At 38.4% G+C, this 24,214-nt stretch carries 22 protein-coding genes, 1 other RNA gene and 1 pseudogene; 14 read left to right on the forward strand and 10 right to left on the reverse strand.

Translation table 11 applies throughout. From position 1 onward, the window contains the following. Positions 1-13 precede the first annotated feature (13 nt). From PYV58_RS09370 to glnL, 3 genes are all read right to left on the reverse strand, one after another. Positions 14-730, reverse strand: a complete 717-nt coding sequence (locus PYV58_RS09370) for a hypothetical protein (RefSeq protein WP_004822149.1) — start codon at positions 728-730, stop codon at positions 14-16. Between the two features lie 120 nt (positions 731-850). Then, positions 851-2,335, reverse strand: coding sequence for a nitrogen regulation protein NR(I) (gene glnG / locus PYV58_RS09375; RefSeq protein ID WP_004822147.1), 1,485 nt, complete (start codon positions 2,333-2,335; stop codon positions 851-853). Further along, positions 2,325-3,431, reverse strand: coding sequence for a nitrogen regulation protein NR(II) (gene glnL / locus PYV58_RS09380; protein ID WP_034613940.1), 1,107 nt, complete (start codon positions 3,429-3,431; stop codon positions 2,325-2,327). The genes glnG and glnL overlap by 11 nt, the downstream gene beginning before the upstream one ends. Before the next feature lie 363 nt (positions 3,432-3,794). Here glnL and rimO point away from each other — a divergent pair, with 363 nt between their 5' ends. From rimO to lpxA, 12 genes are all read left to right on the forward strand, one after another. Further along, complete coding sequence (gene rimO, locus PYV58_RS09385) at positions 3,795-5,138, forward strand: 30S ribosomal protein S12 methylthiotransferase RimO (RefSeq protein ID WP_034613917.1); 1,344 nt, start codon at positions 3,795-3,797, stop codon at positions 5,136-5,138. Positions 5,139-5,203: 65 nt separating this feature from the next. Further along, positions 5,204-5,932, forward strand: coding sequence for a UMP kinase (gene pyrH, locus PYV58_RS09390; RefSeq protein WP_004719725.1), 729 nt, complete (start codon positions 5,204-5,206; stop codon positions 5,930-5,932). Positions 5,933-6,057: 125 nt separating this feature from the next. Further along, entirely contained in the window at positions 6,058-6,612 is a 555-nt protein-coding gene (gene frr / locus PYV58_RS09395) for a ribosome recycling factor (RefSeq protein WP_004719727.1), read from the forward strand. A gap of 7 nt (positions 6,613-6,619) precedes the next feature. Beyond that, positions 6,620-7,372 (forward strand): polyprenyl diphosphate synthase, encoded by a 753-nt coding sequence (gene uppS / locus PYV58_RS09400; RefSeq protein ID WP_004719730.1) that lies wholly within the window; start codon positions 6,620-6,622, stop codon positions 7,370-7,372. Continuing rightward, positions 7,372-8,196, forward strand: a complete 825-nt coding sequence (locus tag PYV58_RS09405; protein ID WP_004719733.1) for a phosphatidate cytidylyltransferase — start codon at positions 7,372-7,374, stop codon at positions 8,194-8,196. Before uppS ends, PYV58_RS09405 begins: the two co-directional genes overlap by 1 nt. Further along, positions 8,197-9,393: a 1-deoxy-D-xylulose-5-phosphate reductoisomerase gene (gene ispC / locus PYV58_RS09410; RefSeq protein WP_034613919.1), complete on the forward strand. Its 1,197-nt coding sequence runs from the start codon at positions 8,197-8,199 to the stop codon at positions 9,391-9,393. Between the two features lie 2 nt (positions 9,394-9,395). Then, a complete protein-coding gene (gene rseP, locus PYV58_RS09415) occupies positions 9,396-10,751 on the forward strand; it encodes an RIP metalloprotease RseP (protein ID WP_034613921.1) in 1,356 nt (451 codons plus the stop codon). Between the two features lie 36 nt (positions 10,752-10,787). Further along, positions 10,788-13,322, forward strand: coding sequence for an outer membrane protein assembly factor BamA (gene bamA / locus PYV58_RS09420; protein ID WP_034613923.1), 2,535 nt, complete (start codon positions 10,788-10,790; stop codon positions 13,320-13,322). 43 nt (positions 13,323-13,365) lie between these two features. Then, complete coding sequence (locus tag PYV58_RS09425; RefSeq protein WP_034613924.1) at positions 13,366-13,851, forward strand: OmpH family outer membrane protein; 486 nt, start codon at positions 13,366-13,368, stop codon at positions 13,849-13,851. A 3-nt stretch (positions 13,852-13,854) separates the two neighbouring features. Beyond that, on the forward strand, positions 13,855-14,925 hold the full coding sequence (lpxD, locus tag PYV58_RS09430; RefSeq protein WP_004822133.1) for a UDP-3-O-(3-hydroxymyristoyl)glucosamine N-acyltransferase: 1,071 nt from the start codon (positions 13,855-13,857) through the stop codon (positions 14,923-14,925). Positions 14,926-14,927: 2 nt separating this feature from the next. Next, positions 14,928-15,413, forward strand: a complete 486-nt coding sequence (gene fabZ / locus PYV58_RS09435; protein WP_004719745.1) for a 3-hydroxyacyl-ACP dehydratase FabZ — start codon at positions 14,928-14,930, stop codon at positions 15,411-15,413. Further along, positions 15,410-16,198: an acyl-ACP--UDP-N-acetylglucosamine O-acyltransferase gene (gene lpxA, locus PYV58_RS09440; protein WP_004822130.1), complete on the forward strand. Its 789-nt coding sequence runs from the start codon at positions 15,410-15,412 to the stop codon at positions 16,196-16,198. Before fabZ ends, lpxA begins: the two co-directional genes overlap by 4 nt. 69 nt (positions 16,199-16,267) lie before the next feature. Here the strand turns inward: lpxA and PYV58_RS09445 are convergent, their stop codons facing one another. Then, complete coding sequence (locus PYV58_RS09445; protein ID WP_227504240.1) at positions 16,268-17,125, reverse strand: YbgF trimerization domain-containing protein; 858 nt, start codon at positions 17,123-17,125, stop codon at positions 16,268-16,270. 380 nt (positions 17,126-17,505) lie between these two features. On the opposite strand from PYV58_RS09445, the gene ffs reads away from it, so the two are divergent. Then, positions 17,506-17,602, forward strand: an RNA gene (gene ffs / locus PYV58_RS09450) — signal recognition particle sRNA small type. A 384-nt stretch (positions 17,603-17,986) separates the two neighbouring features. On the opposite strand, the gene PYV58_RS09455 is transcribed toward ffs, so the two are convergent. From PYV58_RS09455 to PYV58_RS09480, 6 genes are all read right to left on the reverse strand, one after another. After that, positions 17,987-18,613, reverse strand: a complete 627-nt coding sequence (locus tag PYV58_RS09455; protein WP_034613927.1) for a regulatory protein RecX — start codon at positions 18,611-18,613, stop codon at positions 17,987-17,989. 202 nt (positions 18,614-18,815) lie between these two features. After that, positions 18,816-20,246 carry a class I adenylate-forming enzyme family protein gene (locus PYV58_RS09460; RefSeq protein ID WP_034613929.1) on the reverse strand — a complete coding sequence of 477 codons (1,431 nt, stop codon included), beginning with the start codon at positions 20,244-20,246 and terminating at the stop codon, positions 18,816-18,818. 1 nt (position 20,247) lies between these two features. After that, on the reverse strand, positions 20,248-21,096 hold the full coding sequence (locus PYV58_RS09465; protein ID WP_034613931.1) for an SDR family NAD(P)-dependent oxidoreductase: 849 nt from the start codon (positions 21,094-21,096) through the stop codon (positions 20,248-20,250). A gap of 147 nt (positions 21,097-21,243) precedes the next feature. Continuing rightward, the gene (gene recA / locus PYV58_RS09470; RefSeq protein ID WP_004719755.1) at positions 21,244-22,287 is read right to left on the reverse strand and encodes a recombinase RecA; all 1,044 of its coding nucleotides are present in this window, start codon (positions 22,285-22,287) and stop codon (positions 21,244-21,246) included. 159 nt (positions 22,288-22,446) lie between these two features. Further along, complete coding sequence (locus tag PYV58_RS09475) at positions 22,447-22,887, reverse strand: S4 domain-containing protein (protein ID WP_004719756.1); 441 nt, start codon at positions 22,885-22,887, stop codon at positions 22,447-22,449. Beyond that, on the reverse strand, positions 22,871-23,590 hold the full coding sequence (locus tag PYV58_RS09480) for an HAD-IA family hydrolase (protein ID WP_034613933.1): 720 nt from the start codon (positions 23,588-23,590) through the stop codon (positions 22,871-22,873). The genes PYV58_RS09475 and PYV58_RS09480 overlap by 17 nt, the downstream gene beginning before the upstream one ends. A gap of 287 nt (positions 23,591-23,877) precedes the next feature. Here PYV58_RS09480 and PYV58_RS09485 point away from each other — a divergent pair. Beyond that, positions 23,878-24,009: pseudogene (locus PYV58_RS09485) on the forward strand (transposase); the annotation flags it as partial. Positions 24,010-24,214: the final 205 nt, after the last annotated feature.

A 24,214-nucleotide genomic window follows, 5' to 3' on the forward strand; every position in this document is an offset into this window, starting at 1 on the left:
TGGCTGATTTAAATTAAGGCTGTGGGTCATCGCCAATTGCTTCGCTACTTTTTACGTCGCCATTCTGTTTCTTTTTAATGTATTTAATTTGCCCATATCCTTCAGCATACCATTCATCCAATGTTTCATCTCCGATTTGAGAAATGAAATGACATGCATTATCAAACTTTAAAGTATTGTCATCATTGTCAATTAAAGTCAGATCTTCAAATCCTACAAATACTAAGTCAATGGTCTTATTGTTTTCAGACTTATCATTGTTATCCATTTGCGATTCAATGACCGCGTTATAGGTCATTTGGAATTTTTGCTGTGGTTTAAGATTGGATGGGAATGTTGGAAGCGGAGCTTGATAGGTGGTTTTTACCAACACATCATTTGGATTTGATCCGAGCGCAGCAATACCATAGTCCAAGTTTGCAAGCATGGTGCGGCCAGTTAAATCGTAGATATAATCTGTACGCACACCTGCGCCTTGTCTAACGATTGCTATTGCATTCTGATTGTTGAAGGTTGTTGGAACAATCTGTATTTGTGTTTCTTCATTGTTGTTCAGGGTAAACTGTTTGTTGGGTTCTAACTTAAAACAATCATCTGAATTGGCTGCTTTATGTGCTTTTTTAACCGCTGGGGCTTCTGCTTGATGTTCAGAACTGTCATGCGGTTTATTTTTAGAGCAAGCAACACTAAAAATAGAGAGTAAGCTAATTACAACAACAGTTTTCTTCATTTTTACCCTAGACGATAAAGTTTAAATTTCACGAGGCTATTTTTCACTATGAGCCAATAAAAAACAACCATATTCTTACGAAATATGGTTGGAGTAAACTTTATATTTATGAGTTGCTTATTATTCAGCTAAGACAGTTTTGTCTTCCTCTTCATCATCTTCAGCAGAATCCATACCTAATTCTTTGAGTTTGCGGGTTAAAGTATTACGCCCCCAACCTAAAAGTTCAGCAGCATGACGTTTACGACCACGGGTTTGTTGAAGTGCTGCGATGATCAAAGTACGTTCAAACATTGGGGTGGCAATGTCTAAAATTTTCATTTCACCATTTTTAAGCTTTTGAATTGCCCATTGCGCCAGTAACTCATCCCAATGATGTAATGCAATACGATCAATACCAGCTTGTGCTTGACCCTGATCATCAGATTTGTTGATTGGAATTTGTTTTAATTCAGACGGCAAGTCTTCTGGATAAACTTCACGACCTGTGATCATCACAGTTAACCAGCGGCAGGTATTCTCGAGTTGACGTACATTGCCTGGCCAAGGCAGTTTTTGAATATACTCTTGCGTTTCTGGGCGTAAAATTTTCGGACTAACTCCGAGTTCTTTACCCGCGCGTGCCAAGAAGTGTTGCGCCAACATCGGAATATCTTCAGAACGATGAGCAAGTTTAGGGATGTGAATACGAATGACATTTAGGCGATGATATAAGTCTTCACGGAAACGGCCATCATTGACCAACTTTTCTAAATCTTGATGTGTTGCTGCCACAATACGAACATCAACACGAACTGGAATATGACCACCAACACGGTAGAACTCACCATCTGCCAAAACACGAAGTAGGCGTGTTTGGGTTTCAAAGGGCATGTCACCAATTTCATCTAAGAATAAGGTTCCGCCATTGGCTTGTTCAAAACGACCTTGGCGTTGAGTATTGGCACCGGTAAATGCACCTTTTTCATGGCCAAATAATTCAGTTTCAATCAAATCTTTTGGAATAGCGGCCATGTTTAACGCAATAAATGGTTTACTGCTTCTTGGTGAGTGGCGATGTAAAGCGTGTGCAACTAACTCTTTACCTGTTCCAGATTCACCGTTGATCAATACAGTAATATGCGATTGAGATAGACGTCCAATGGCGCGGAAAACTTCCTGCATTGCAGGGGATTCACCAATAATTTCCGTAGATTGAATCGGGGTAACTTTGGCCGATTCTTGTTGTTGCAGTTTGTTGATATGCAAAATCGCACGATTCACCAACGCAAGTGCTTCATCAATATCAAACGGTTTTGGTAGATATTCAAAAGCACCTGTTTGATAGCTCGATACTGCAGATTCTAAATCTGAATGTGCTGTCATAATAATCACAGGCAGATCAGGATAACTTCCTTTGACTTTTCCTAGGAAGGTTAAACCATCAATGCCAGGCATACGAATATCAGTGAGAATGACATCTGGCGCATTGCTTGGAAGTTGATCTAAAGCAGATTGTGCTTCTTCAAAACTGGTGACGTCGAAGCCTTCTTCTTTAAATGTTTTTTCCAAGACCCAACGCATAGCACGGTCGTCATCGATCACCCAAATTTTATTATGCGACATGGTTAGACTCCCAAGGTAGATATAAGCTAAATACTGTTTTTCCAGGAACGGATTGGCATTCAATCATTCCGTTGTGTTGATGCATGATATTTTGTGCGATGCTTAAGCCAAGACCTGTTCCTTTGGCACGACCAGTCACAAGTGGATAAAACACGGATTCTAAAATTTCTTCAGGAACACCAGGGCCATTGTCTTCAATATCAATACGAATGGCTGATTTATTCAGTACGCCATTAATCGTCACCAAACGTTGGATGCGCGTACGCAACATTAGTTCAGGTTGATGATCAATAAAAAACTCACGATTCTCAGTCATCGCCTGTACCGCATTGACACTGATGTTGAGCATCACTTGAATCAGTTGATCGCGATCCGCTTTGACATCAGGCAATGAAAGGTCATAGTCTCGTGTAATTTTAATTTTTTTCTTGGTTTGATTTACAATTAAAGAGCGAACACGTTCGAGCGGTTCATGCACGTTGACCAATTCGTAGCTCGGGAGCTGACGTGAACCTAGCATGGTGTCAGCAAGGTTTCTTAAGCGATCGACTTCACTGATAATAATATCGGTGAACTCTGCGTACTGTGGATCATTTAAACTACGAGCAAGCAGTTGAGTTGCGCCACGAATTCCACCTAATGGGTTTTTGATTTCATGTGCAACACCTCGAATCAGCTGTCGTGCAACTTGGTGTTGTTGAATCAGGTTTTCTTCTTTAGAAATTTTAAGCATCCGATCAATCGGATTTAATTCAATTAATAGTAATGGGTGATAGGGTCTTCCTGTATTTAGCTGCGATACGGAATAATCAACATGCATGTCTTTAAAGTTAACATTGATAATCGCTTCACGGCGTGTATAGGCTTGACCTGTTTTTATTGAGTTGTTTAATGCTTCCAAGGTATTAAAGCTATCATTTGGTGCATGTAAAATATTAATCACTGGCTGACCTGCCGCACGAAGCAAGCTAATATCAAACAATGCTTCGCATGATGAATTAAGATAAAAAATATTTAAATTACAATCGACCAAAAGAATTGCAGTGGTTAAATTATCCACCAGCAATCTATAATCAATTGTTGGGTATTGATCCATTAGCAGAGCTTTCCTGTCTTTAAATAGCGCAATGGCATCTGCACCTCGTTTTCTATTTTCCCGAACATGGGTGATTGAATCGGTTAAATCGTCCTGATATAAAGCAAGATGCACGCCAACTTTTATATACTGCGCAGTTTTCTTACATGAATGATAAAAATTGCGCATTTACTGCGCTTTATTCAAGTGTAAAAACCAGCATTCATATTACGCTATCATTATATTGTTCCAAAATGGTGCATTGTAGTAATTTAATTATTTGATTGGATGTATTTTGGTGCATTATACAAAGAGTGCAGTTTCCACCTGTTTTTATCTCTTGAAAAGTCATACAATACGCGGATTATAGTGGAGCGCAGATTCATGAAGTCCCCCAAAGTCGGTTTTGTATCTTTAGGTTGTCCTAAGGCATTGGTAGATTCTGAACGCATTTTAACGCAGTTAAAGACTGAAGGTTATGATGTTGCATCAGATTATGAAGGTGCTGATTTAGTTGTTGTGAACACCTGTGGTTTTATTGAATCTGCAGTACAAGAGTCTTTAGATGCAATTGGTGAAGCCATGAGCGCCAATGGTCGTGTGATCGTCACAGGCTGTTTGGGTAAAGATGAAGATAAAATTCGCCAGATGCATCCAAATGTCTTAAAAGTGACAGGTGCTGCGGCGTATCAAGATGTAATGGAAGCTGTCCATCAGTATGTTCCAGAACCACCGAAACACAATCCTTTTGTAGATCTTGTACCTGAACAAGGTATTCGTTTAACACCTAAACATTATGCTTATTTAAAAATATCAGAAGGCTGTAACCATCGTTGCACATTCTGCATTATTCCAAGCATGCGTGGTGATCTTGTGTCACGTCCTGTTGGCTCTGTATTAAATGAAGCACAGGCGTTAAAAAAAGCGGGTGTAAAAGAAGTCTTGGTGATTTCTCAAGACACCTCCGCTTATGGTGTAGATACCAAATATAAGCTTGATTTCTGGAATGGTCAGCCTGTTAAAACCAAATTCTATGACATGTGCGAAGCGCTTGGTCAGTTAGGGATTTGGGTGCGATTACATTATGTTTATCCATATCCACATGTGGATGCGGTGATTGACTTAATGGCACAGGGTAAAATTCTTCCGTATTTAGACATTCCTTTTCAACACGCCAGTCCGCGCATCTTAAAATTGATGAAGCGACCAGCTCATAGTGAAAACACCTTGGAACGTCTAAAATTATGGCGTGAAAAATGTCCTGAATTGGTTATTCGTTCAACATTTGTCGTGGGTTTCCCTGGTGAAACTGAAGAAGATTTTCAAATGTTATTGGACTGGTTACAAGAGGCGAAACTTGATCGTGTAGGTTGCTTTACCTACTCACCTGTAGAAGGCGCAACAGCCAACGATTTGCCTGATCATGTTCCTGAAGAAATTAAGCAACAACGCTATGAACGTTTTATGGAAGTTCAACAAGCGATTTCTGCTGAAAAACTGCAAAGTCGTATTGGTCAAACCATGACGGTTTTAGTGGATGATCTTGAAGAAGAATTCCCAGTCGCAATTGCACGCTCTTATGCAGATGCACCTGAGATTGATGGTAATGTTTTTGTTGAAGATATTGATAAGTCAGTGATTAAAGCTGGTGATTTACTTGAAGTCGAAATTACAGATGCAGATGAATATGATTTGTTTGCCAAGTTGATTCGCGTTAAATCAGCTTAAGTATTGCCGATTTCGATTTGATTAAATACGAATAAAATTGTAGATATAAGTATTGGAGTTTTGTGATGTTAGATTCTAAAAAGCCACGCTACGAGCGAATTTTGCTGAAACTTTCGGGTGAAGCGCTTGCGGGTAATAAAGACATGGGGATTGATGCCCAAGTCTTAGATCAAATGTCTTTATCTATTGCTCACTTGGTTGGTTTGGGTGTGCAAGTGGGTATTGTGGTTGGTGGTGGTAACTTATACCGTGGTAGTCAATTACAAAAAGATGGTTTGGTTGGCCGTGTAACGGGTGATCAAATGGGTATGCTTGCTACGGTAATGAATGGTTTGGCATTACGTGATGCTTTGGTTCGCCGTAACATCAAAACCCGTTTAATGTCAGCATTGCCAATTGGTGCAGTAGTTGAAGCATATTCAAGCCGTGATGCAATTCGCCACTTAACTCAAGGTGAAGTGTGCGTATTTGTTGCTGGAACAGGTAATCCGTTCTTTACAACGGATACAGCAGCATGCTTACGTGGTATTGAAATTGAAGCAAACCTTATTTTAAAAGCCACTAAAGTTGATGGTGTCTACAATAAAGACCCAAGCAAATATGATGATGCTGTTAAATATGACCATTTAAGCTTTGATGAAGTTCTAGATGAGAAACTTGGTGTCATGGATTTAACTGCAATTTGCTTATGCCGCGATCACAATGTGCCACTTCAAGTATTTGATATGAACAAGTCTGGTGCTTTGCTTTCTGTGGTAATGGGCGAAAAAGAGGGCACTCACGTTACAAACTAATGTACGTGGGTAGTAAAGCTCTTTATACTACTGCAATTTTAGATTAGGGTGTATTGACACTTCGCCTGTTTATGAAATGTCACTAGACCTCATACACATTTAGATAAATAAGTAAGGAAGATCATATGATTAACGATCTTAAAAAAGACGCAGAAGACCGTATGAATAAGTCATTGGAGTCTTTGGAACATGGTTTTGCAAAGGTTCGTACAGGTCGTGCGCATCCATCCATCCTAAATGGAGTTATGGTTCCTTACTATGGTTCTGACGTGCCGTTAAACCAAGTGGCTAACGTGGGTGTTGAAGATTCACGTACTTTGTTAGTTCAACCATTTGAACGTTCAATGGTTTCTGCAATTGATAAAGCAATCCGTGAATCAGATTTGGGCTTAAACCCAGTAACTGCTGATGCGATTCGTGTGCCAATGGCTGCTTTGACAGAAGAAACACGTAAAGATATGCAGAAAGTTGCACGTAACGAAGCAGAAAATGCCAAAGTTGCGATTCGTAACATTCGTCGTGATGTTTTAGGCGATATCAAATCATTATTAAAAGATAAAGAAATTTCTGAAGATGATGAACGTCGTGCAGGCGATGATATCCAAAAAATTACCGATAAATTTGTTGCTGAAGTGGACAAACGTCTTGCTGCGAAAGAAGCTGAATTGATGAAGGTCTAAGATTTAAATGACCACATCTGAAGACAACCATCTTCCAAAACATGTTGCCATCATCATGGATGGCAACAATCGTTTTGCAAAAAAGAAACAACTGCAAAAAGGTGATGGACACCGTGAAGGTAAAAATGTCCTTGATCCGATTGTAGAGCATTGCCGTAAAGTTGGCGTTCAGGCGCTTACTGTGTTTGCTTTCTCAAGTGAAAACTGGAACCGACCGCAGTATGAAGTTGATTTGTTAATGAAATTGTTAGAAGACACAATTCATGAACAAATTCCACGGATGGAAAAATTCGAAATTTCGTTGAGATTTATTGGTGATCGTAGTCGGCTTTCTCCAGAGCTACGTGAATTAATGTTGCATGCTGAACAAAGGACTGCTAAGTTCAGTAACATGACTTTAACAATTGCGATTAGTTATGGTGGTATGTGGGATATCGCAGATACTGCACGTAAACTTGCGCAACAGGTTAAAGATCAACAAATTGATGTGAATCAAATCAATACTGAGTTATTTGCACAACAAATAAGTTTGGGGGATTTGCCACCCGTGGATTTATTGATTCGTACAGGCGGTGATTACCGACTGTCTAATTTCTTACTGTGGCAGGCTGCATACGCTGAGTTATATTTTACTGAGACATTATGGCCAGAATTTACAGTGCAAGAGTTGGATCATGCGTTCAATATTTTTTCAGGGCGTGAAAGACGTTTCGGAAAAACCTCTGAACAAATTCAACAAGAACATATAGAGAATTTATAATGTTAGAGCGGATTATAACCGCATTGGTATTGGTGGCAGTTGTACTGAGTTGTATGTTTGCAACAAAATCTCAATATCCAATGTTAGTGTTAATGATTATCGCAGCTGGGGCAGCAGGTTATGAGTGGTTTAAACTCATGCCACATGAATCTGACCATGTGAAGAAAATTAAAGCTGCTGGATTCGGTGTATTGACCGCTTTTTTTTCAGGGTTAGCATTATATTTTAATGATTTGGCGCTTATTCTTTGGAGTGCCTCTATTCTCACTTGGTTGTGTAGTCTGTATTGGGTAAAACATTATCCTGAATATGATGGCTGGTACAATATCACTTTAAATATTGTTGGCTTGGTTTTAATCAGTGCCGCAGTTACCGCTATTTTTGAAGTTTGGAAAAGCTCTCCTTGGTGGTTGATGTACCTGTTCCTGTTGGTTTGGGGCGCGGACAGTGGTGCATATTTTGTTGGGCGTAAATTTGGTAAGCGTAAACTTGCGCCAGATGTGAGTCCAAACAAATCAATCGAAGGCTTAATTGGTGGGATTGTCACTGTTGCGATTGTGATCATCGTGGTTCAATCGATTTACCTACATTTAACGCTTCCACAACATATTCTTTTCCTAGTTTTGTCTATTGTGACTGTGTTTAGCTCTGTGCTTGGCGACTTGTTTGAATCTATGATCAAACGTCGTGCAGGAATTAAAGACTCAGGTCGTATCCTTCCAGGACATGGTGGGGTGCTTGATCGTATAGATTCATTGCTTGCTGCGGCTCCATTTTTTGCGGCTGGCATGTATGTTTTAAAACTTATTGGTGTAGATTTATAGATGTCACAATCTGTTTGTATATTAGGTGTTACAGGTTCTATTGGGCGCAGTACTTTAAAAATTTTACAACAGCATTCGGACCAGTATTCAGTTTTTGCAGTGACTGGATTTAGTCGAATCAAAGAACTCAGTGAAATATGCAAACAATATCGACCGAAATGTGTTGTTGTACCATCGGATAAAGTAGATGAGTTACAACAGCTACTTGCTATACATCATATTTTTGATATCGAAATCCTTACAGATGAAGCAGGGCTTATCACCGTATCGGAACATCCTGATGTAGATGTGGTGATGGCAGCAATTGTTGGTGCAGCAGGATTGTTGCCGACTTTAGCTGCAGTGAAAGCAGGTAAGCGCGTTTTACTTGCCAACAAAGAAGCCTTGGTGATGTCTGGCGATATTATGCTTCAAGCAGCTAAAGATCATCATGCTTTGTTACTGCCTGTTGACTCTGAACATAATGCTATTTTCCAATGTCTTCCGCAAAATTATTTACAGATTCAACCCAATGGTGAGCCTCAATTGGGGGTCAAGCAAGTTTTGTTGACTGCTTCAGGTGGCCCATTTTTAAACTTTAGCTTAGAACAATTAAAAACCGTAACACCAGCACAAGCCTGTAAACATCCAAATTGGTCGATGGGACAAAAAATTTCGGTAGATTCTGCAACCCTGATGAATAAAGGTTTAGAATTGATCGAAGCATGTCATTTATTTTCAATTAAAGAACAATTTGTTACAGTTGTTGTTCATCCACAAAGTATCATTCATTCAATGGTTCAATATGTGGATGGTTCAACTTTGGCTCAAATGGGTAATCCTGATATGTGTACGCCGATTGCGCATGCACTTGCATGGCCTGAGCGGATTCAAACACATGTCCCGCCTCTAGATTTATTTGTCCATTCACAACTCGACTTTCAAGCACCAGATATTACGCGTTTTCCATCGCTTAAACTGGCTCGACATGCTATGCAGGCGGGCGGATTGGCACCGTCTATTCTCAATGCTGCCAATGAAATTGCTGTAAGTGCTTTTTTACAGCAAAAAATTGCATTTTTACAAATTTCACAAGTGGTTGAACATACCTTAAATCACGTTCAAAATGGTTTGGCAGATTCGATTGACACGATTTTGCAGACAGATCAACTTGCGCGCCAAGTTGCTTCACAACGCATTACACAATTGGGAAGCTGATCATGAGTGTTCTATTTATCATTGTTGCTGCCATATTCCTACTTGGTCCGCTGATTGCGATTCATGAATTTGGGCATTATTGGGTTGCACGTAAACTCGGTGTAAAAGTACTGGTTTATTCAATTGGTTTTGGTCCAACTTTGTTGAAGTGGACATCGAAAAAATCAGGCATCCAATATCAACTTTCTGCATTACCACTGGGTGGTTATGTCAAAATGTTGGATGAGCGTGAGGGGAATGTTAGTGCGGAAGATTTGCCGTTAGCATTTAACCGTCAGCCACCATGGAAGCGTATTGCGATTGTTGCTGCTGGTCCATTGATCAATTTGATTTTTGCAATCGTCCTATTTTGGATTCTATTTCTACCTGCACAAGAGCAATTAAATACTCGTGTTGGTGCAATTCTACCCAATACACCTGCTGCAACAGCTCAAATGCAGATTGGCGATAAAATTGTTGCTGTAGATGGAACAGATGTTAGCACTTGGGAAAAACTCAACTATGCCATCGTTGATCGTGTTGGTGAAACAGGTCATATCGATGTTCAGGTTGAGCGCAATGGTCAGCCGCAGAGTTTTGCTTTACCGATCAAGAATTTCTTAAAAGACCAAAGTCAGTCACCATTTGATGTGCTAGGTTTTACCCCATATCGTCCACAGATTCCTGCAACTGTTTATAAGTTAAGTAGTGATGGCGCTGCGATTCGTCAAGGGATGAAAGAAGGTGACCAAATCATTTCAATCAATCAGGTGAAAATGAAAGATTGGTTTGATGTGGTAGATGTGGTACAAAAATCACCTGAAAAGTTACTTAAAGTTGATGTGTTGCGCCAAGGGCAAATTGTACATTTACAAGTAATGCCGCAAGGTAAACGCGACAATATGGGAAATGTAACAGGTATGTTGGGTGTGCAAGCACAGACTGATAAACTGACAATTCCTACTGAATATAAACAAACAATTCAATATAATCCTGCTGAAGCTTTTGTTGTTGCTGTTGAAAAGACCGGGCAACTTTCAGCAATGATTTTGAATTCAATGGTGAAGATGGTACGTGGTTTAATTGGCTTAGATAATTTATCAGGTCCAATTACCATTGCAAAAGTCGCTGGTCAAAGTGCTGAAATGGGGTGGCAAACATTCATTTCATTTATGGCTTTGATGAGTGTGAGTTTGGGGATTTTAAATTTATTGCCTATCCCGATGTTAGATGGCGGTCATTTGGTTTATTACATTGTTGAAGCAATTCGTGGTAAACCTGTTTCTGAACAAATACAATTGGTTGGGTTAAAAATTGGTATGGTACTGCTTGGTAGCATGATGCTTCTTGCAATATTTAATGATTTTATGCGTTTATAACGCAATTGTGGATTAACTTACTGGAAAATAATAGGCATGCAGCACTCACATTTATTTATGCCATTAGCGCTCGTTAGTGCGATGGCAGCTGTACAGCAAGTACAAGCGGCAGATGAGTTCATTGCACGTGATATCCGTGTGGATGGCTTGGTTCGTTTAACGCAACAAAATGTTCTTGCACTTTTACCAATAAATAGTGGTGACCGTGTCAATGATCCTGCAATTGCGGATTCAATTCGTGCTTTGTACGCTTCAAATCTATTTGATGATATCCAAGCATCTAACCAAGACGGTGTCTTGGTGTTTAAAGTGATTGAACGTCCAGTAATTTCAAAAATTAATTTTAAAGGCAATAAACTAATTCCGAAAGAAGCTTTGACGGATGGTTTAAAGAAAATGGGCTTGGCCGAAGGCGAAGTGCTTAAAAAGTCTGCCTTACAAACCTTAGAAACTGAGTTAGAGCAACAATATGCTCAACAAGGTCGTTATGATGCAGATATTAAAGTTGAACAAGTTGCTCAACCTAATAACCGCGTTGAATTGAATATCAATTTTAATGAAGGTAAGCCTGCAAAAGTTTTTGATATCAATATTATTGGTAATACCGTATTTAAAGAAGACGACATTAAACAGGCGTTTGCGGTAAAAGAGAGTGGCTGGTTATCGGTTATTTCTCGAAATGACCGTTATGCACGTGAAAAAATGTCTGCAAGTCTAGAGTCGTTGCGAGCGCTATATCTCAATAAAGGTTATATCAATTTTGATATTAACAGTTCAAATTTAAATCTTAGTGAAGATAAAAAACATATCTTTATTGAAGTTTCAGTCAATGAAGGCGAGCAGTTTAAATTTGGCGAAACTAAATTTTTAGGTGATGCACTTTATAAAACTGAAGATTTAAAAGCGCTACAAATCTATAAAGATGGCACAACGTATTCTCAAGAAAAAGTCAATGCTGTAAAGCAGTTATTACTTCGTAAATATGGTAATGCGGGTTACTACTATGCAGAAGTAAATGTCGTCCCTGAAATCAATAATGAAACCCATATTGTTGACTTAAATTACTATATTAATCCTGGTCAACAAGTGACTGTACGTCGTATTAACTTTACCGGTAATACTAAAACTGCGGATGAAGTATTACGTCGTGAAATGCGTCAAATGGAAGGTGCTTTAGCAAGTAACGAAAAAATCGACTTGTCTAAAGTTCGTTTAGAACGTACTGGTTTCTTTAGTAAAGTTGATGTTAAACCTGTTCGCGTACCGAACTTGCCAGATCAAATGGACTTGAATATTGATGTTGAAGAACAACATTCTGGTACCAGTACATTGGCAGTGGGTTACTCTCAGAATGGTGGTATCACATTCCAAGCAGGTTTAAGCCAAACCAACTTTATGGGTACCGGTAATCGTGTTGCTATTGATTTATCTCGTTCAGAAACCCAAGATTATTATAACTTAAGTGTGACTGACCCATACTTTACCATTGATGGTGTAAGTCGTGGTTATAACATGTACTACCGTAAAACCAAGTTAAATAATGATTATAACGTTAACAACTATGTAACGGATAGTATTGGTGGTGGTGTTACATTTGGTTATCCAATCGATGAAAATCAAAATATCAGTGCGGGTTTAAATGTTGACCAAACCAAAGTTACTACTGGTGCTTATGTTTCAACCTATGTACGTGATTATTTGTTAGCAAATGGTGGGAAAGCGAGAGGTGGCCAAGGGCGTTATTGCCCAACCGCGTTGTTGAAAGATTATAAACCTGATGATAATGAAAATGTTTCAACTTGTGGACCAAATGATGATCAATGGGTGCCGTTTGATAATGAGTTTGAAGGTAAGTACTTAACTTATAATTTAAACCTAGGTTGGTCATATAATACATTGAACCGTCCGATATTCCCTACTAACGGTACATCACATCGTGTCAATGCTGAAATCGCATTGCCAGGTAGTGATGTTGAATATCAAAAAGTTACTTATGATACACAGACTTATTTCCCATTAGGTCGTGATTTCGTATTACGTGGTTATGGTAAGTTAGGTTATGGTAATGATTTGCCATTCTATAAAAACTTCTATGCAGGTGGTTTTGGTTCAGTCCGTGGTTATGACAACAGTACATTGGGTCCAAAATATCCTGGTGTAACTTATAATGAAAGTCATACAAAGGATTACGATCCAGAAGAAGTTGGTGGTAATGCTTTAGTACAATTTGGTACAGAGTTGGCTTTACCAGTTCCATTTAAAGGTGATTGGGCGCGTCAGATCCGTCCGGTGATCTTTGCTGAGGGCGCACAAGTCTTTGATACTAATTGTAGTACTGCTACTGGTAGGCTATATTTAGAGGGTGGTGACGCTGATAAAGGTGTTGAAGCCAAAAAATATTGTAAAGATAACTATGACTTTGACTTTGGTAACATGCGTTATAGTGTTGGTGTAGGCTTTACTTGGATTACCATGATTGGCCCACTTTCGTTGAGTTACGCATTCCCATTGAATGACAAACCAGGCGATCAAACTAAAAATATTCAATTCGAGATTGGTCGTACTTTCTAAGTACGATCTTTTTACGAGATTTAACTTAATATAAGGAACAATGATGAAAACAATGAAAATGGCCATTGTGGGCTTAGGCTTGGGTTTTGCTGGATTGGTTCAAGCGGCAGGTTTTGGTGTAGTTGATCTAGAAAAAGTTGTAGAAAGTAGCACCTACTTAAAGCAACAGAATGCAAGTTTAGAACAATCTGTTAAACCGCAAACCACTAAGCTTGAACAAATCACCAAAGATATTGAAGCGTTGAAACAAAAAGCACAGGCTCAAGGTGCAAATGTTCAGCAAATTAATGCGCAATACCAAGCAAAAGTGAATGAATTCCAAACGATTCAGCAAGGTGTTCAGGCGAAAGTACAGAGCACAATTCAAAACACCAATGCAACTTTTGAGGCTCGTGTAAAGCAAGCTGCTGAACAATTGCGCCAAGAAGCTGGATTAGACTTTGTTTTGAATAAAAATTCAGCACTTGCTTATGACGCAAAGAGTGATTTAACTGCTAAAATAATCCAAAAGGTTAATGCAATTAAATAATCAATGAAATCAAATCGTTTTCATCTCGATGAATTAGCTCAGCTTGTACAAGGTGAGCTAATTGGTCAAGCCAATTTTGTTTTAGATGGGCTTGCAAGTTTAGAACACGCGCAATCCAATCATATTTCTTTTGTAAATAACGACAAATATTTGAATGAAGCTCAAAACTCTAAAGCTGGCGCTTTGATCGTCACGGCAGAGTTAAAAGAACAGCTTACAAATTGCCAGAATTTTATTGTTGTTGCCAATCCCTATCTTGCTTTTGCGATTTTAACCCATCAATTTGAAGTTAAAGTAACTAAACGGGGTATCGAAAGTACTGCGCAAATCTCTCCTTCAGCAATTATTGCAGATGATGCTTATATTGGTCATTATGTTGTGATTGGTGATGATTGTGTGGTGGGTGCAAATACAGTTATCCAATCACACAGCAAAATTGATGATGGTGTTGAAATTGGCAAAGACGGTTTTGTCGATTCTCATGTGACCATTACAGGCCAAACAAAAATCGCAGATCGTGTTCGGATTCATTCCAATACTGCAATTGGTGGTGAGGGCTTCGGTTTTGCACCTTATCAAGGAAAGTGGAATCGTATTGCTCAATTGGGTTCTGTACGTATCGGAAATGATGTACGTATAGGTTCAAATTGTAGTATTGATCGTGGTGCTTTGGACGATACAATCATTCATGACGGTGTCATTATTGATAACCTTGTGCAAATCGCCCATAACGTGCAAATTGGCGAGAATACTGCCATTGCAGCCAAGTGTGGTATCGCGGGTAGTACGATTATTGGCAAAAACTGTGTTCTTGCAGGTGCTGTTGGCATCGTAGGGCATATAAAAATCACAGATAATGTCACAATTACTGGAATGTCAATAGTCACAAAAAGTATTTCTGAAGCAGGTTCTTATTCTTCAGGTACTGGACAGTTTGAAACAAATCATTGGAAAAGAACGGTTGTGCGCTTAAGACAATTAGCAGATGTGCCATTGACCAAACTGGTGAAACAAATAGATCATATGCAGGCTCAAATTGAGTCCATTGAATCAACTTTAAAGTCGCGTAAATAATTATGACTGAGTCTAAATCTCTACCTTTTACGGTTCCTGAATTACCAATGCAAACCCAAACGATTCGCGAGTATTTGCCACATCGTTATCCATTTTTGCTTGTCGATCGTGTAACTGAAGTTACAGAGAATGGGATTGTAGGATACAAAAACGTTTCAATTAATGAAGAATTTATGCAGGGTCATTTCCCTGGCTATCCAATTATGCCAGGTGTTTTGATCGTTGAGGCGATGGCACAAGTTTCTGGTGTGCTTGGTTTTATCATGAATAATGAAAAGCCAAGACCAGGTTCTTTGTTCTTATTCGCTGGTGCTGAAAAAATACGATTTAAAAAACAAGTCGTACCAGGTGACCAACTCGTGCTAAAATCTGAATTACTCATGCAAAAACGTGGCATTTACAAGTATTTATGTACTGCCAGTGTTGACGGCGTGGTAGCAGCAACCGCTGAAATTATCATTTCTCATCAGAAATTAGAGCAGGCATGAGCAGTAACGACTTAATCCACCCAACCGCTATTATTGACTCTTCTGCAGTGATAGCACCAGATGTCCAAATAGGGCCATATTGTATTATTGGTCCACAAGTGACGATTGGTGCTGGTACCAAACTTCACTCACATGTTGTGATTGGAGGCTATACACGTATTGGTGAAAATAACGATATTTTCCAATTCGCAAGTGTAGGTGAAATTTGTCAAGATTTAAAATACCAAGGTGAAGAAACTTGGTTAGAAATTGGCGACAACAACAAAATCCGTGAACATTGCAGCTTACATCGTGGCACTGTTCAAGATCGAGGCCTAACCAAAATAGGAAGCAATAACCTATTGATGGTGAATACGCATATTGCACATGATTGTTTGATTGGAAATAACAATATTTTTGCAAATAATGTCGGCATCGCTGGCCATGTTCACATTGGCGATTTCGTCATTGTGGGCGGGAACTCAGGTATCCATCAATTCTGTAAGATTGATTCTTATAGTATGATTGGTGGTGCATCACTGATTCTTAAAGATGTTCCTGCTTATGTCATGGTTTCAGGCAACCCTGCGCATGCCTATGGTATGAACGTTGAAGGGATGCGTCGTAAAGGTTGGTCTAAGAATGTGATTCAAGGCTTAAGAGAGTCGTTTAAATTGATCTATAAAGAGAATTTAACCACTGAACAAGCCATTGAAAAAATTCGTCAAGAGATCCTTCCAGAAGTTGAAGAAGTCCAGTTATTGATTGATTCAGTATTAGAATCTAAGCGCGGTATCGTGCGTTAATTGTTAAAAATATCAATAAAAAATGCCTCTATTGAGGCATTTTTTTGGTCTAAATTGTGAATAAGCGGATTAACCTTTTTTGAAAAAACCTGCTTCTTCTGATTTAGGGTAGGTGCTTAACAGTTTGCTTTTATAGACATTTGCAGTTTGTGTATTCTTGTTGACATCTTTAGCGATACTATAAAGTTGGTATAAAGCACGCGGTGCTTTAGACGAGTTTGGAAATTTAGCTGCCACGATTTCATAGTTTTTCTTGGCTTCATTATAGTTTGGTGGATCAATTGCCAATTGAAACTCAGCTAACCAAAAATAAGCATTTCCAGTATAAATACTGTTTGGGTAGTTTTTAATAAAGTTTTGCATAGGAGCGATGGCTTGTTTTGCACCGCCTTTTTTATAGGCATCTAAAGCAATGGTATAAGCTGCTTTTTCCAGTGCAACAGGATCACTGGTATTGTTGCTGCTGTTGGCTGGTGTTGCTGGATTTTGAGCCGTTGTTGGTGCCGGGCTATTCGTTGTAGCTTTGCTTGCAGTGCTTGTTTGATCGGTTGCGGTTGAACTATCGACAGGTGCATTTTCAGCAGGTGCTTGTTCTGGTTGATTGCTTTCAGGTTCAAGTTTCTGATTGAGCAGTTCAAGACGTTGATCTAAATCGGTATAGCGGTTGGTGAGTTCTTTGTTTAGTTGATCAATGGCATGATCTTGTTCTTCAATCTTGCCACGTAATTCACGAATTTGATTTTCTAATTGTTGATTCTTTTGTATTAAATCCCAATTCATATTTCCAGCAATGGGTGCTGGTGAATTCGCTACATCATTTCGAGATGATGCAGTATCACTTAATCCACGAGATTCTATAGGGATTGCATATAAAGATGCTGAACTGAGTAAAGCAATAGAAAACAGGGCATGCTTTTTTAGCATAATTTAAAATCCATCAAAGTCAAAATTTTTCAAATAGACTGATATGGGCTATTTGAAAATCAATAATTGTTATCATTAAAAACGGCTAGGGGCGGAATTGCAAGATGCTTTTACAATCTTCAGCTAATTCTAATGCAATATGAAGCTTTTTTGTATTTTAACACCTGCAATCTATGAAGTAGCGCTGAGATAAAATTCAGTAGAATATTGACTAATGCTTGATAATTTTAATGGGCTATTGAAAAGAAAAGTTAGAATTACTGTTAAAAATTAACCATATTGATGATGAAATAAGCAAACGAATGAATAACTTGAGAAAATCACAATGTTAGGCTTGAAAGAAAATTAAAAATCTCTATACTCTGTTCTTGCAATGGTAGCCCTGCTGGTGGTTTCGCAATTGTACTCTGAAAACCCCGCCAGGACCGGAAGGTAGCAACGGTATCAGAAATACGATGTGCCGAGATTTTGCTAGTAGGGCTGCCACCAGATTTTTAAATCTACCAATAATGATAACTCAAGAGATCCATTCGATTTATATCCTACATTTTAAAACCATCTCTGCTATTTAATTCCTGAAAATTTTATATTCTCATTCTTTAGACCATCTGATTTAATTCAATCATCATTTTTTAGTCGTGACTAAAGATCTATCATCCTTATTGAGCTTATATTGAAAATACGCGTATAGTTTTACGGATGAATGAAATGATAGTTTGTACAGTGCTAAAAGATATTGGATCTGATTAGAATTTATAAGAAATCAAAAGTGAGAAGGGAATTCTATCAATAGATTTTCAGCCTAAGATTCTCAACCTAGCGTTTAATGAAAAGTTGATCTTGAATTGTATCGACTGACCATCATCAATCATCATTTGGTTTTTTTGAAATTGCTTTCATAATTGCATCCATTTCAAAACCACGATATTGTAAAAAGCGAATTTGTTTGGCTTTAATTTTTGGATCTTTGCTGACCTCTGTACCATATTTTTTAACTTTCAATTGATAGGCTTGTTCATACCAATCAATTTCTGCAATATCCTCTTGTACTAAGGCTCTATCCAGTTGTTTGGCGCGTAAAGCCAGTTTGATTCGATTCGGGCCTTTACCTCTGCGGACTTGACTACGCACAGTCATTTCTGCCACACGTTGGTCACTTTGGTAGTTATTCGCTGACAACTCATCAACCAAAGTTAAAACCTCCTCTCGGCTCTGCGCATAGGTCATCAGCTTTTCAATTAGATCAGCTTTGGAATATTCTTTTCGAGTCAACACCGCAAAAGCATAAGAACGCAAACGTGTACCGGTTAAGCCCTGTGGTTTGGGTGCAAGATCCTGTTCCGCATTAAAGGCGTGTTCATCATTTACAATGCCAGATTCAGGTTCTGCAGGTTGAGATGTAGAATGCTGATACGCTGTTGTTTCCTGTTCACCAAATTGTTGTTTGAGTTTTTGGTAGTCTAACAATTTGGGAAATTTTGCTTGGCTCATAGCTATTGATAACAATCTATTTATTTCAGAGATAAACACTAGTTTAGCTTTAATTCATTTTTTTAACAGTGCAAATGCTATACGGATGAATTTTCCTCCGCCTAAATATCAAAGAATCTAAACCAGTATAAGAGGGGAAGATAAACAGATATCAGGGTTTAGATTTTTATTTAAAGTGCTTCATGTCGAAGCTTAATAACGCCTAAACTGGCTTACCGATACTATCCGTTTCTATTTGATCAATGATTCGAATTGACTTAGGACGAAGATAGCGAGGAGTTTGGCCGCTAATCCATAATTGTAATTCCTCAATATTGAGTATCTGATTGAGAATAATGTCTACAGCCAAGCATTGTCCAAGATCAGCATCATCTATAGCATAAGCGCGTGCAAATTTGATTGCGTTATGGATATATAAAATATTTTCCAAATCAATCGGGTAAACATTTACACCACCGCAAATTAACATATCATCAGAGCGACCTTTTAAATAATAATAACCTTCAGCATCTTGTACGGCTAAATCACCGCACTGTAGCCATTGATTCGGTGTAATTGACCAAGCACATTTGCTCCATAAGATACCGATATTGCCATTTTCTAAAGGCTGACCTGTAGAATCGGCAATTTTAATTTGTACACCTTGAATAGCTTTTCCTATACTTTCAGGATTTCGTTTTAAATCAGCTGTTGTTGCCAAGAGGTTAATTCCACTTTCAGAGCTGCCATAGAGATTGAACAGTTGTATCTGAGGATAGTGCTGTAGGGCATGTTTGACTAAATTCGCACTTAAAGGCGCGCTACCTGTAATGATGTATTGCACTGAGCTCAGAGGAGCGTTCAGTTCAATTAAACGGTATAAAATAGTGGGCACTAAGTTTAAACAATCAATTTGATGGTGTTTAATCAGTTGCTTGGCAGATTGTGGATCAAAACGTTTTTGCAAAATCACAGTTTTATGAAAGCTCAGCGCCATCAAACTCGCAGTTAAACCTGCCGCATGGCACAGTGGTGTCATCACAAAAATTTGCTTAATTTTAAAAAATTTTAGTTTTCTGAGCATGAGGTCTAACAAAGGTAAACTTTGTAGTGGTTTAGATTGCCTTGTCGCAACTTTAGGGATTCCTGTTGAACCAGAAGAACAGACACTTATTTTATTAAAATAAGTCGGTTTTATACGAAATTTCTGCTGGGTACTTGGTGCAGGAATAAGCGTAAAATTTTGGATATTGAGTGGAGTAAATACATCTAAACTGCCAATAAGATGCAGTTGTCTTTGCTCAATTAAAGCTTGAAGTTTATGCTGTACGAGGCTGGGGTTAACGATAATGATATCTTTACCTAAACGGCTCAGTGCAAACAAGGCCGCCAAGCTATCTAGGTCTTGTTGCATCATTAAACCAATCTGTTGCGGAAGTTGCTTTGGATTATGGGAGTTTTGCCATTCACAAATAAGTTGATCAGTTCTGTATTTTAATTCTAAAAAGCTAATTTGATGCTCATCAATAATAAATGCTGTTTTATTTTTTTGAATACGCGTCTGTGCATCTAAAATACTATATAAATGAATACCATGTTGAATAGTGCTATAGCATAAACTTATGCACCATCTTAACCCAAAGATCCATTTCATCTTATAACTTTCGCTTGAGTAAATGTTTATAGAAATAATAAATCGGTGTGATCAACAATATTGAACCAATCTGTGCAATTCCTAGCCACCATGGTTGCCATTGTCGTTTACGATAAATTAGGCACGCAAGAATCGCTTGAGCAGCGTCTTTTGCTTGCATCGCTGGCATTTGTTGATATTGCTTGGTGGGTAAAATCATTCGTGTACGTACTAAGGGCAAGTAGACTAAGCCTGCGTGTACTTCATGAACCGCCAATTCTGGTTGAATGGCAAGAATCCACTGTTGCATTGCGGTTTTCGAAGCTTGATAGGTTGACCAAAATGGCGGGGCAAACAGTTTGGTATTGATGGTTGAAACCACAATAATTTGTCCTTGCTTGTGTTTTAAATCACCTAACAATAAACGGGTAAGTTGAGCAGGGTTGATATAGTTAATCGCAATGGTTCGATCGATATCCTGTGGGCGATCCAAGCTATCCCAAACAGAGCGCTGAATTGATTTTCCTGCATTATGGATCAATACATCAATTTGAATATTGCGTGCTGTTAGGCTTTGAAAAATATGTTCTGCGGCATCGGATTGATATAAATCTACACAGATGATTTCAATATGGCACGAATAAGATTCTAATTTACTTTTGAGTTGTACAAGTTTATCTGTACTGCGTGCAATCAGCACAAGCGTGCATTGCGTATTGGATAACAGCCTTGCACATGCTTCACCAATCCCAAAACTTGCCCCTGTAATTAAAATGGTTTTATTTTGAAAGTGTTGTTTGAGTTTATTTTTTTGAATTCGTGGAGCTCGAAAAAATAAAAATTCAGTGATTGTTCTGATTTTTTTATACATAATAATGAAAGAATCTGATTCATAACGGCTTTAGCTTAGTTATAACTGAAATTTATATTAAATCAAAATGACTGTTGTTTAATTTAGTTTTTAGCATAAAAAAGCACCTCGAAAGGCGCTTGATATACTTAAAAATAAAGTTTGAATTTAAACATCTAAAAAGTCAGGCTCTTCTTCTTTCTCTTCTGCTGGTGCGGCATTAGCAGTAGTCAAAAGCTTTTCACGAATCATACGATCAAGTTCTTGAGCCAATTGAGGGTTTTCCTCTAAATGTCGAATGACATTGTTTTTACCTTGACCGATTTTGTCGCCTTGATATGAGTACCAAGCACCTGCTTTTTGTACAAGTTCTTGTCCAACTGCAAGATCAACCAATTCACCTAAGTGATTTACACCTTTGCCATACATAATTTGGAAAAGTGCTTCACGGAAAGGAGGCGCCATTTTGTTTTTTACAACTTTGACTTTGGTTTCAGAACCTACAATTTCATCGCCTTCTTTAACTTGTCCAATACGACGGATATCTAAACGTACAGAAGCATAGAACTTCAATGCGTTACCACCAGTTGTGGTTTCAGGGCTACCAAACATCACCCCAATTTTCATACGAATCTGGTTAATGAAGATAACCATGCAGTTTGAACGCTTGGCATTACCTGTGATTTTACGTAAAGCTTGGCTCATCAAACGTGCTTGTAAACCCATGTGAGAGTCACCCATTTCGCCTTCAATTTCGGCTTTAGGGGTTAACGCTGCTACAGAATCGACAACGATCATATCGACTGCACCTGAACGAACCAACATATCTGCGATTTCAAGTGCTTGCTCACCATTATCTGGCTGTGAAACTAAAAGGTTGTCTATATCTACCCCAAGTTTACGTGCATATTGTGGATCTAAAGCATGTTCCGCATCTATAAAGGCACATGTTCCACCTGCTTTTTGGCATTGCGCAATGGCTTGTAGCGTCATTGTCGTTTTACCAGAAGATTCAGGACCGTAAATTTCAACGATACGACCTTTTGGTAAGCCCCCAATACCCAATGCAATATCAAGTGTTAAAGAGCCTGTAGAGACTGCTTCAACCGCTTGAACAGTGTTATCACCTAAGCGCATCACTGTGTTTTTACCAAATTGCTTCTCAATTTGGCTCAGTGCCGCATTCAGTGCCTTGCTTTTGTTATCATCCATCTCGTAAACCTCAAACGATGTAATATCACTAATATCTTAAGTGGATGTCATTAAATTTGATCTTTCGTCCACAGCAGTAATAGTGACAGAAAATAAAAAATGGTTCTATATTAAAAAACATTAGTACGACATAAGATGTCGTACCCAACCTAAACGAATTCAGTCATCATCATAGGACCAAGATTGGTCAAATTGTTGATCATTTTCTTGTTTAAATTTGCTAATTTGTCGTCGATCTTTTTTACTTGGTCGATGATCAGGGCGCGCTAGATTATGCAATTTTCTTTGGGATGAAATCAACTCTCTACGTGCCACACTCACCTCAGTTTCTTCATAAAGTTGTTGGGCAATCGGTGCGCCGCCACGAACAACGGAGAGTGCTTTAATCACTACCGTTTTACGATCAAAACCTTGTTGTATGGTGAGCTCCATTCCAACGCGAATCTCTTTTGAGACTTTAACACGTTCATTATTATGATGAACTTTACCACCCTCGATTGCATCTTTGGCAATAGAGCGTGTTTTAAAAAAACGTGCAGCCCAAAGCCATTTGTCTACACGCATTGTTTCAAGTTGTTGTTTCTCAGGCTGTTTTGACATCGACATCCTTATGTTCTAAATCTGTTGACTGTAAGTTTGCTAACGCTAAGTTTTTCAGTAAAGGTAAAAGCTCAGTTAAATGATTAATTGCAGGGTATTCCAATTCTAAGTGATGACGCGCAGCACGACCACTGGAAGGTTGGGTAATCGTAATTAAGTGCGCTATACCAAACTTTTCAGCACCTTTTAATACTGGGATAGTGTCATCCACGAAACATGCATTTTGTGGATCAAATGGATGCTTTTGCTGCAGGATTTGCCAAAACTCAATAAACTCTTTGGAATAGCCAATTTCTTCACTACTGATCATTACTTCAAAATAAGGGCTGAGATCAACATTTTCAAGTTTAAGTTTTAAGCCAGCACAATCTGCATTGGTCAGTAACCAACAACGATAACCTTGTGCTTTTAATTGTTTTAATAATTCAAAACAGCCCATTCTTGGGGTGATTTTATCTTTAAAATCATATTGTAACTGTAGGACATCAACCCCAACTTTTTCAGACCAGTATTTTGAAGAATACCAGCAGAGGGTATGATTATGTTGTTGATAAAATGCATTTAGAATGTTTTGACTGTGCTCTAAACTACATTGATGGGTTTCTGCATGCCGTTCAGGGAGTTTTGTGTTCCAGATCAGATCATCAAAAGCTAAATCAAGGAGTGTACCGTCCATGTCAAAAAAGATGATCGGTTTTTGCATTCAAGGAACTCCAAAGTTTTTTAAAGTTTAGCAAAATTCATCTGAAATTGTAAAACGAGTTCATTTTTAATAAATTAACTGTATATTAAAGCCCATTAATCACTTTCAAAGTTTAAGAAAGTTATTTAGGTTAAAAGAAAAATTATGTACATATGTGTGTACATAATTTTTTAAATTGCTTTTATAAGTATAAAGTATTTGGACTGAAAAAATCATAGGTAATCCCCCCTAAAAATAATTGAAGTTAAAAGTAGAAAATCGAATAATCCTGTTGAAGGAGATTTTCTATGAAAACATCTAAATATTCAGACAGCCTAATCATGAGTATTTTGAAGCAAGCCGAATCAGGAACCCCTATTCCTAATCTGTGTCGTGAACATGGCATGAGTTCCGCTACATTTTATAAATGGAAAGCGAAGGTCGAATAGAGTTGTTATTATGTTTGGATGTGGTGCTTAATGGGGTTGTGAAAAAAATAAAAGCCCATAAATTGGGCTTTTAATAAAGACTTCACTGTTACCATGATTCTTTTTATCCTACTCAGTGTCAAAAGACCTGTTAGGGGCGGCGTCCTTCGTTCTTTAGGTCTGCTAGGGAGTTACCTTAACGCAAACAGACCAGTTT

The organism is Acinetobacter sp. TAC-1, assembly GCF_029025845.1.
Lineage (GTDB): Bacteria > Pseudomonadota > Gammaproteobacteria > Pseudomonadales > Moraxellaceae > Acinetobacter > Acinetobacter guillouiae.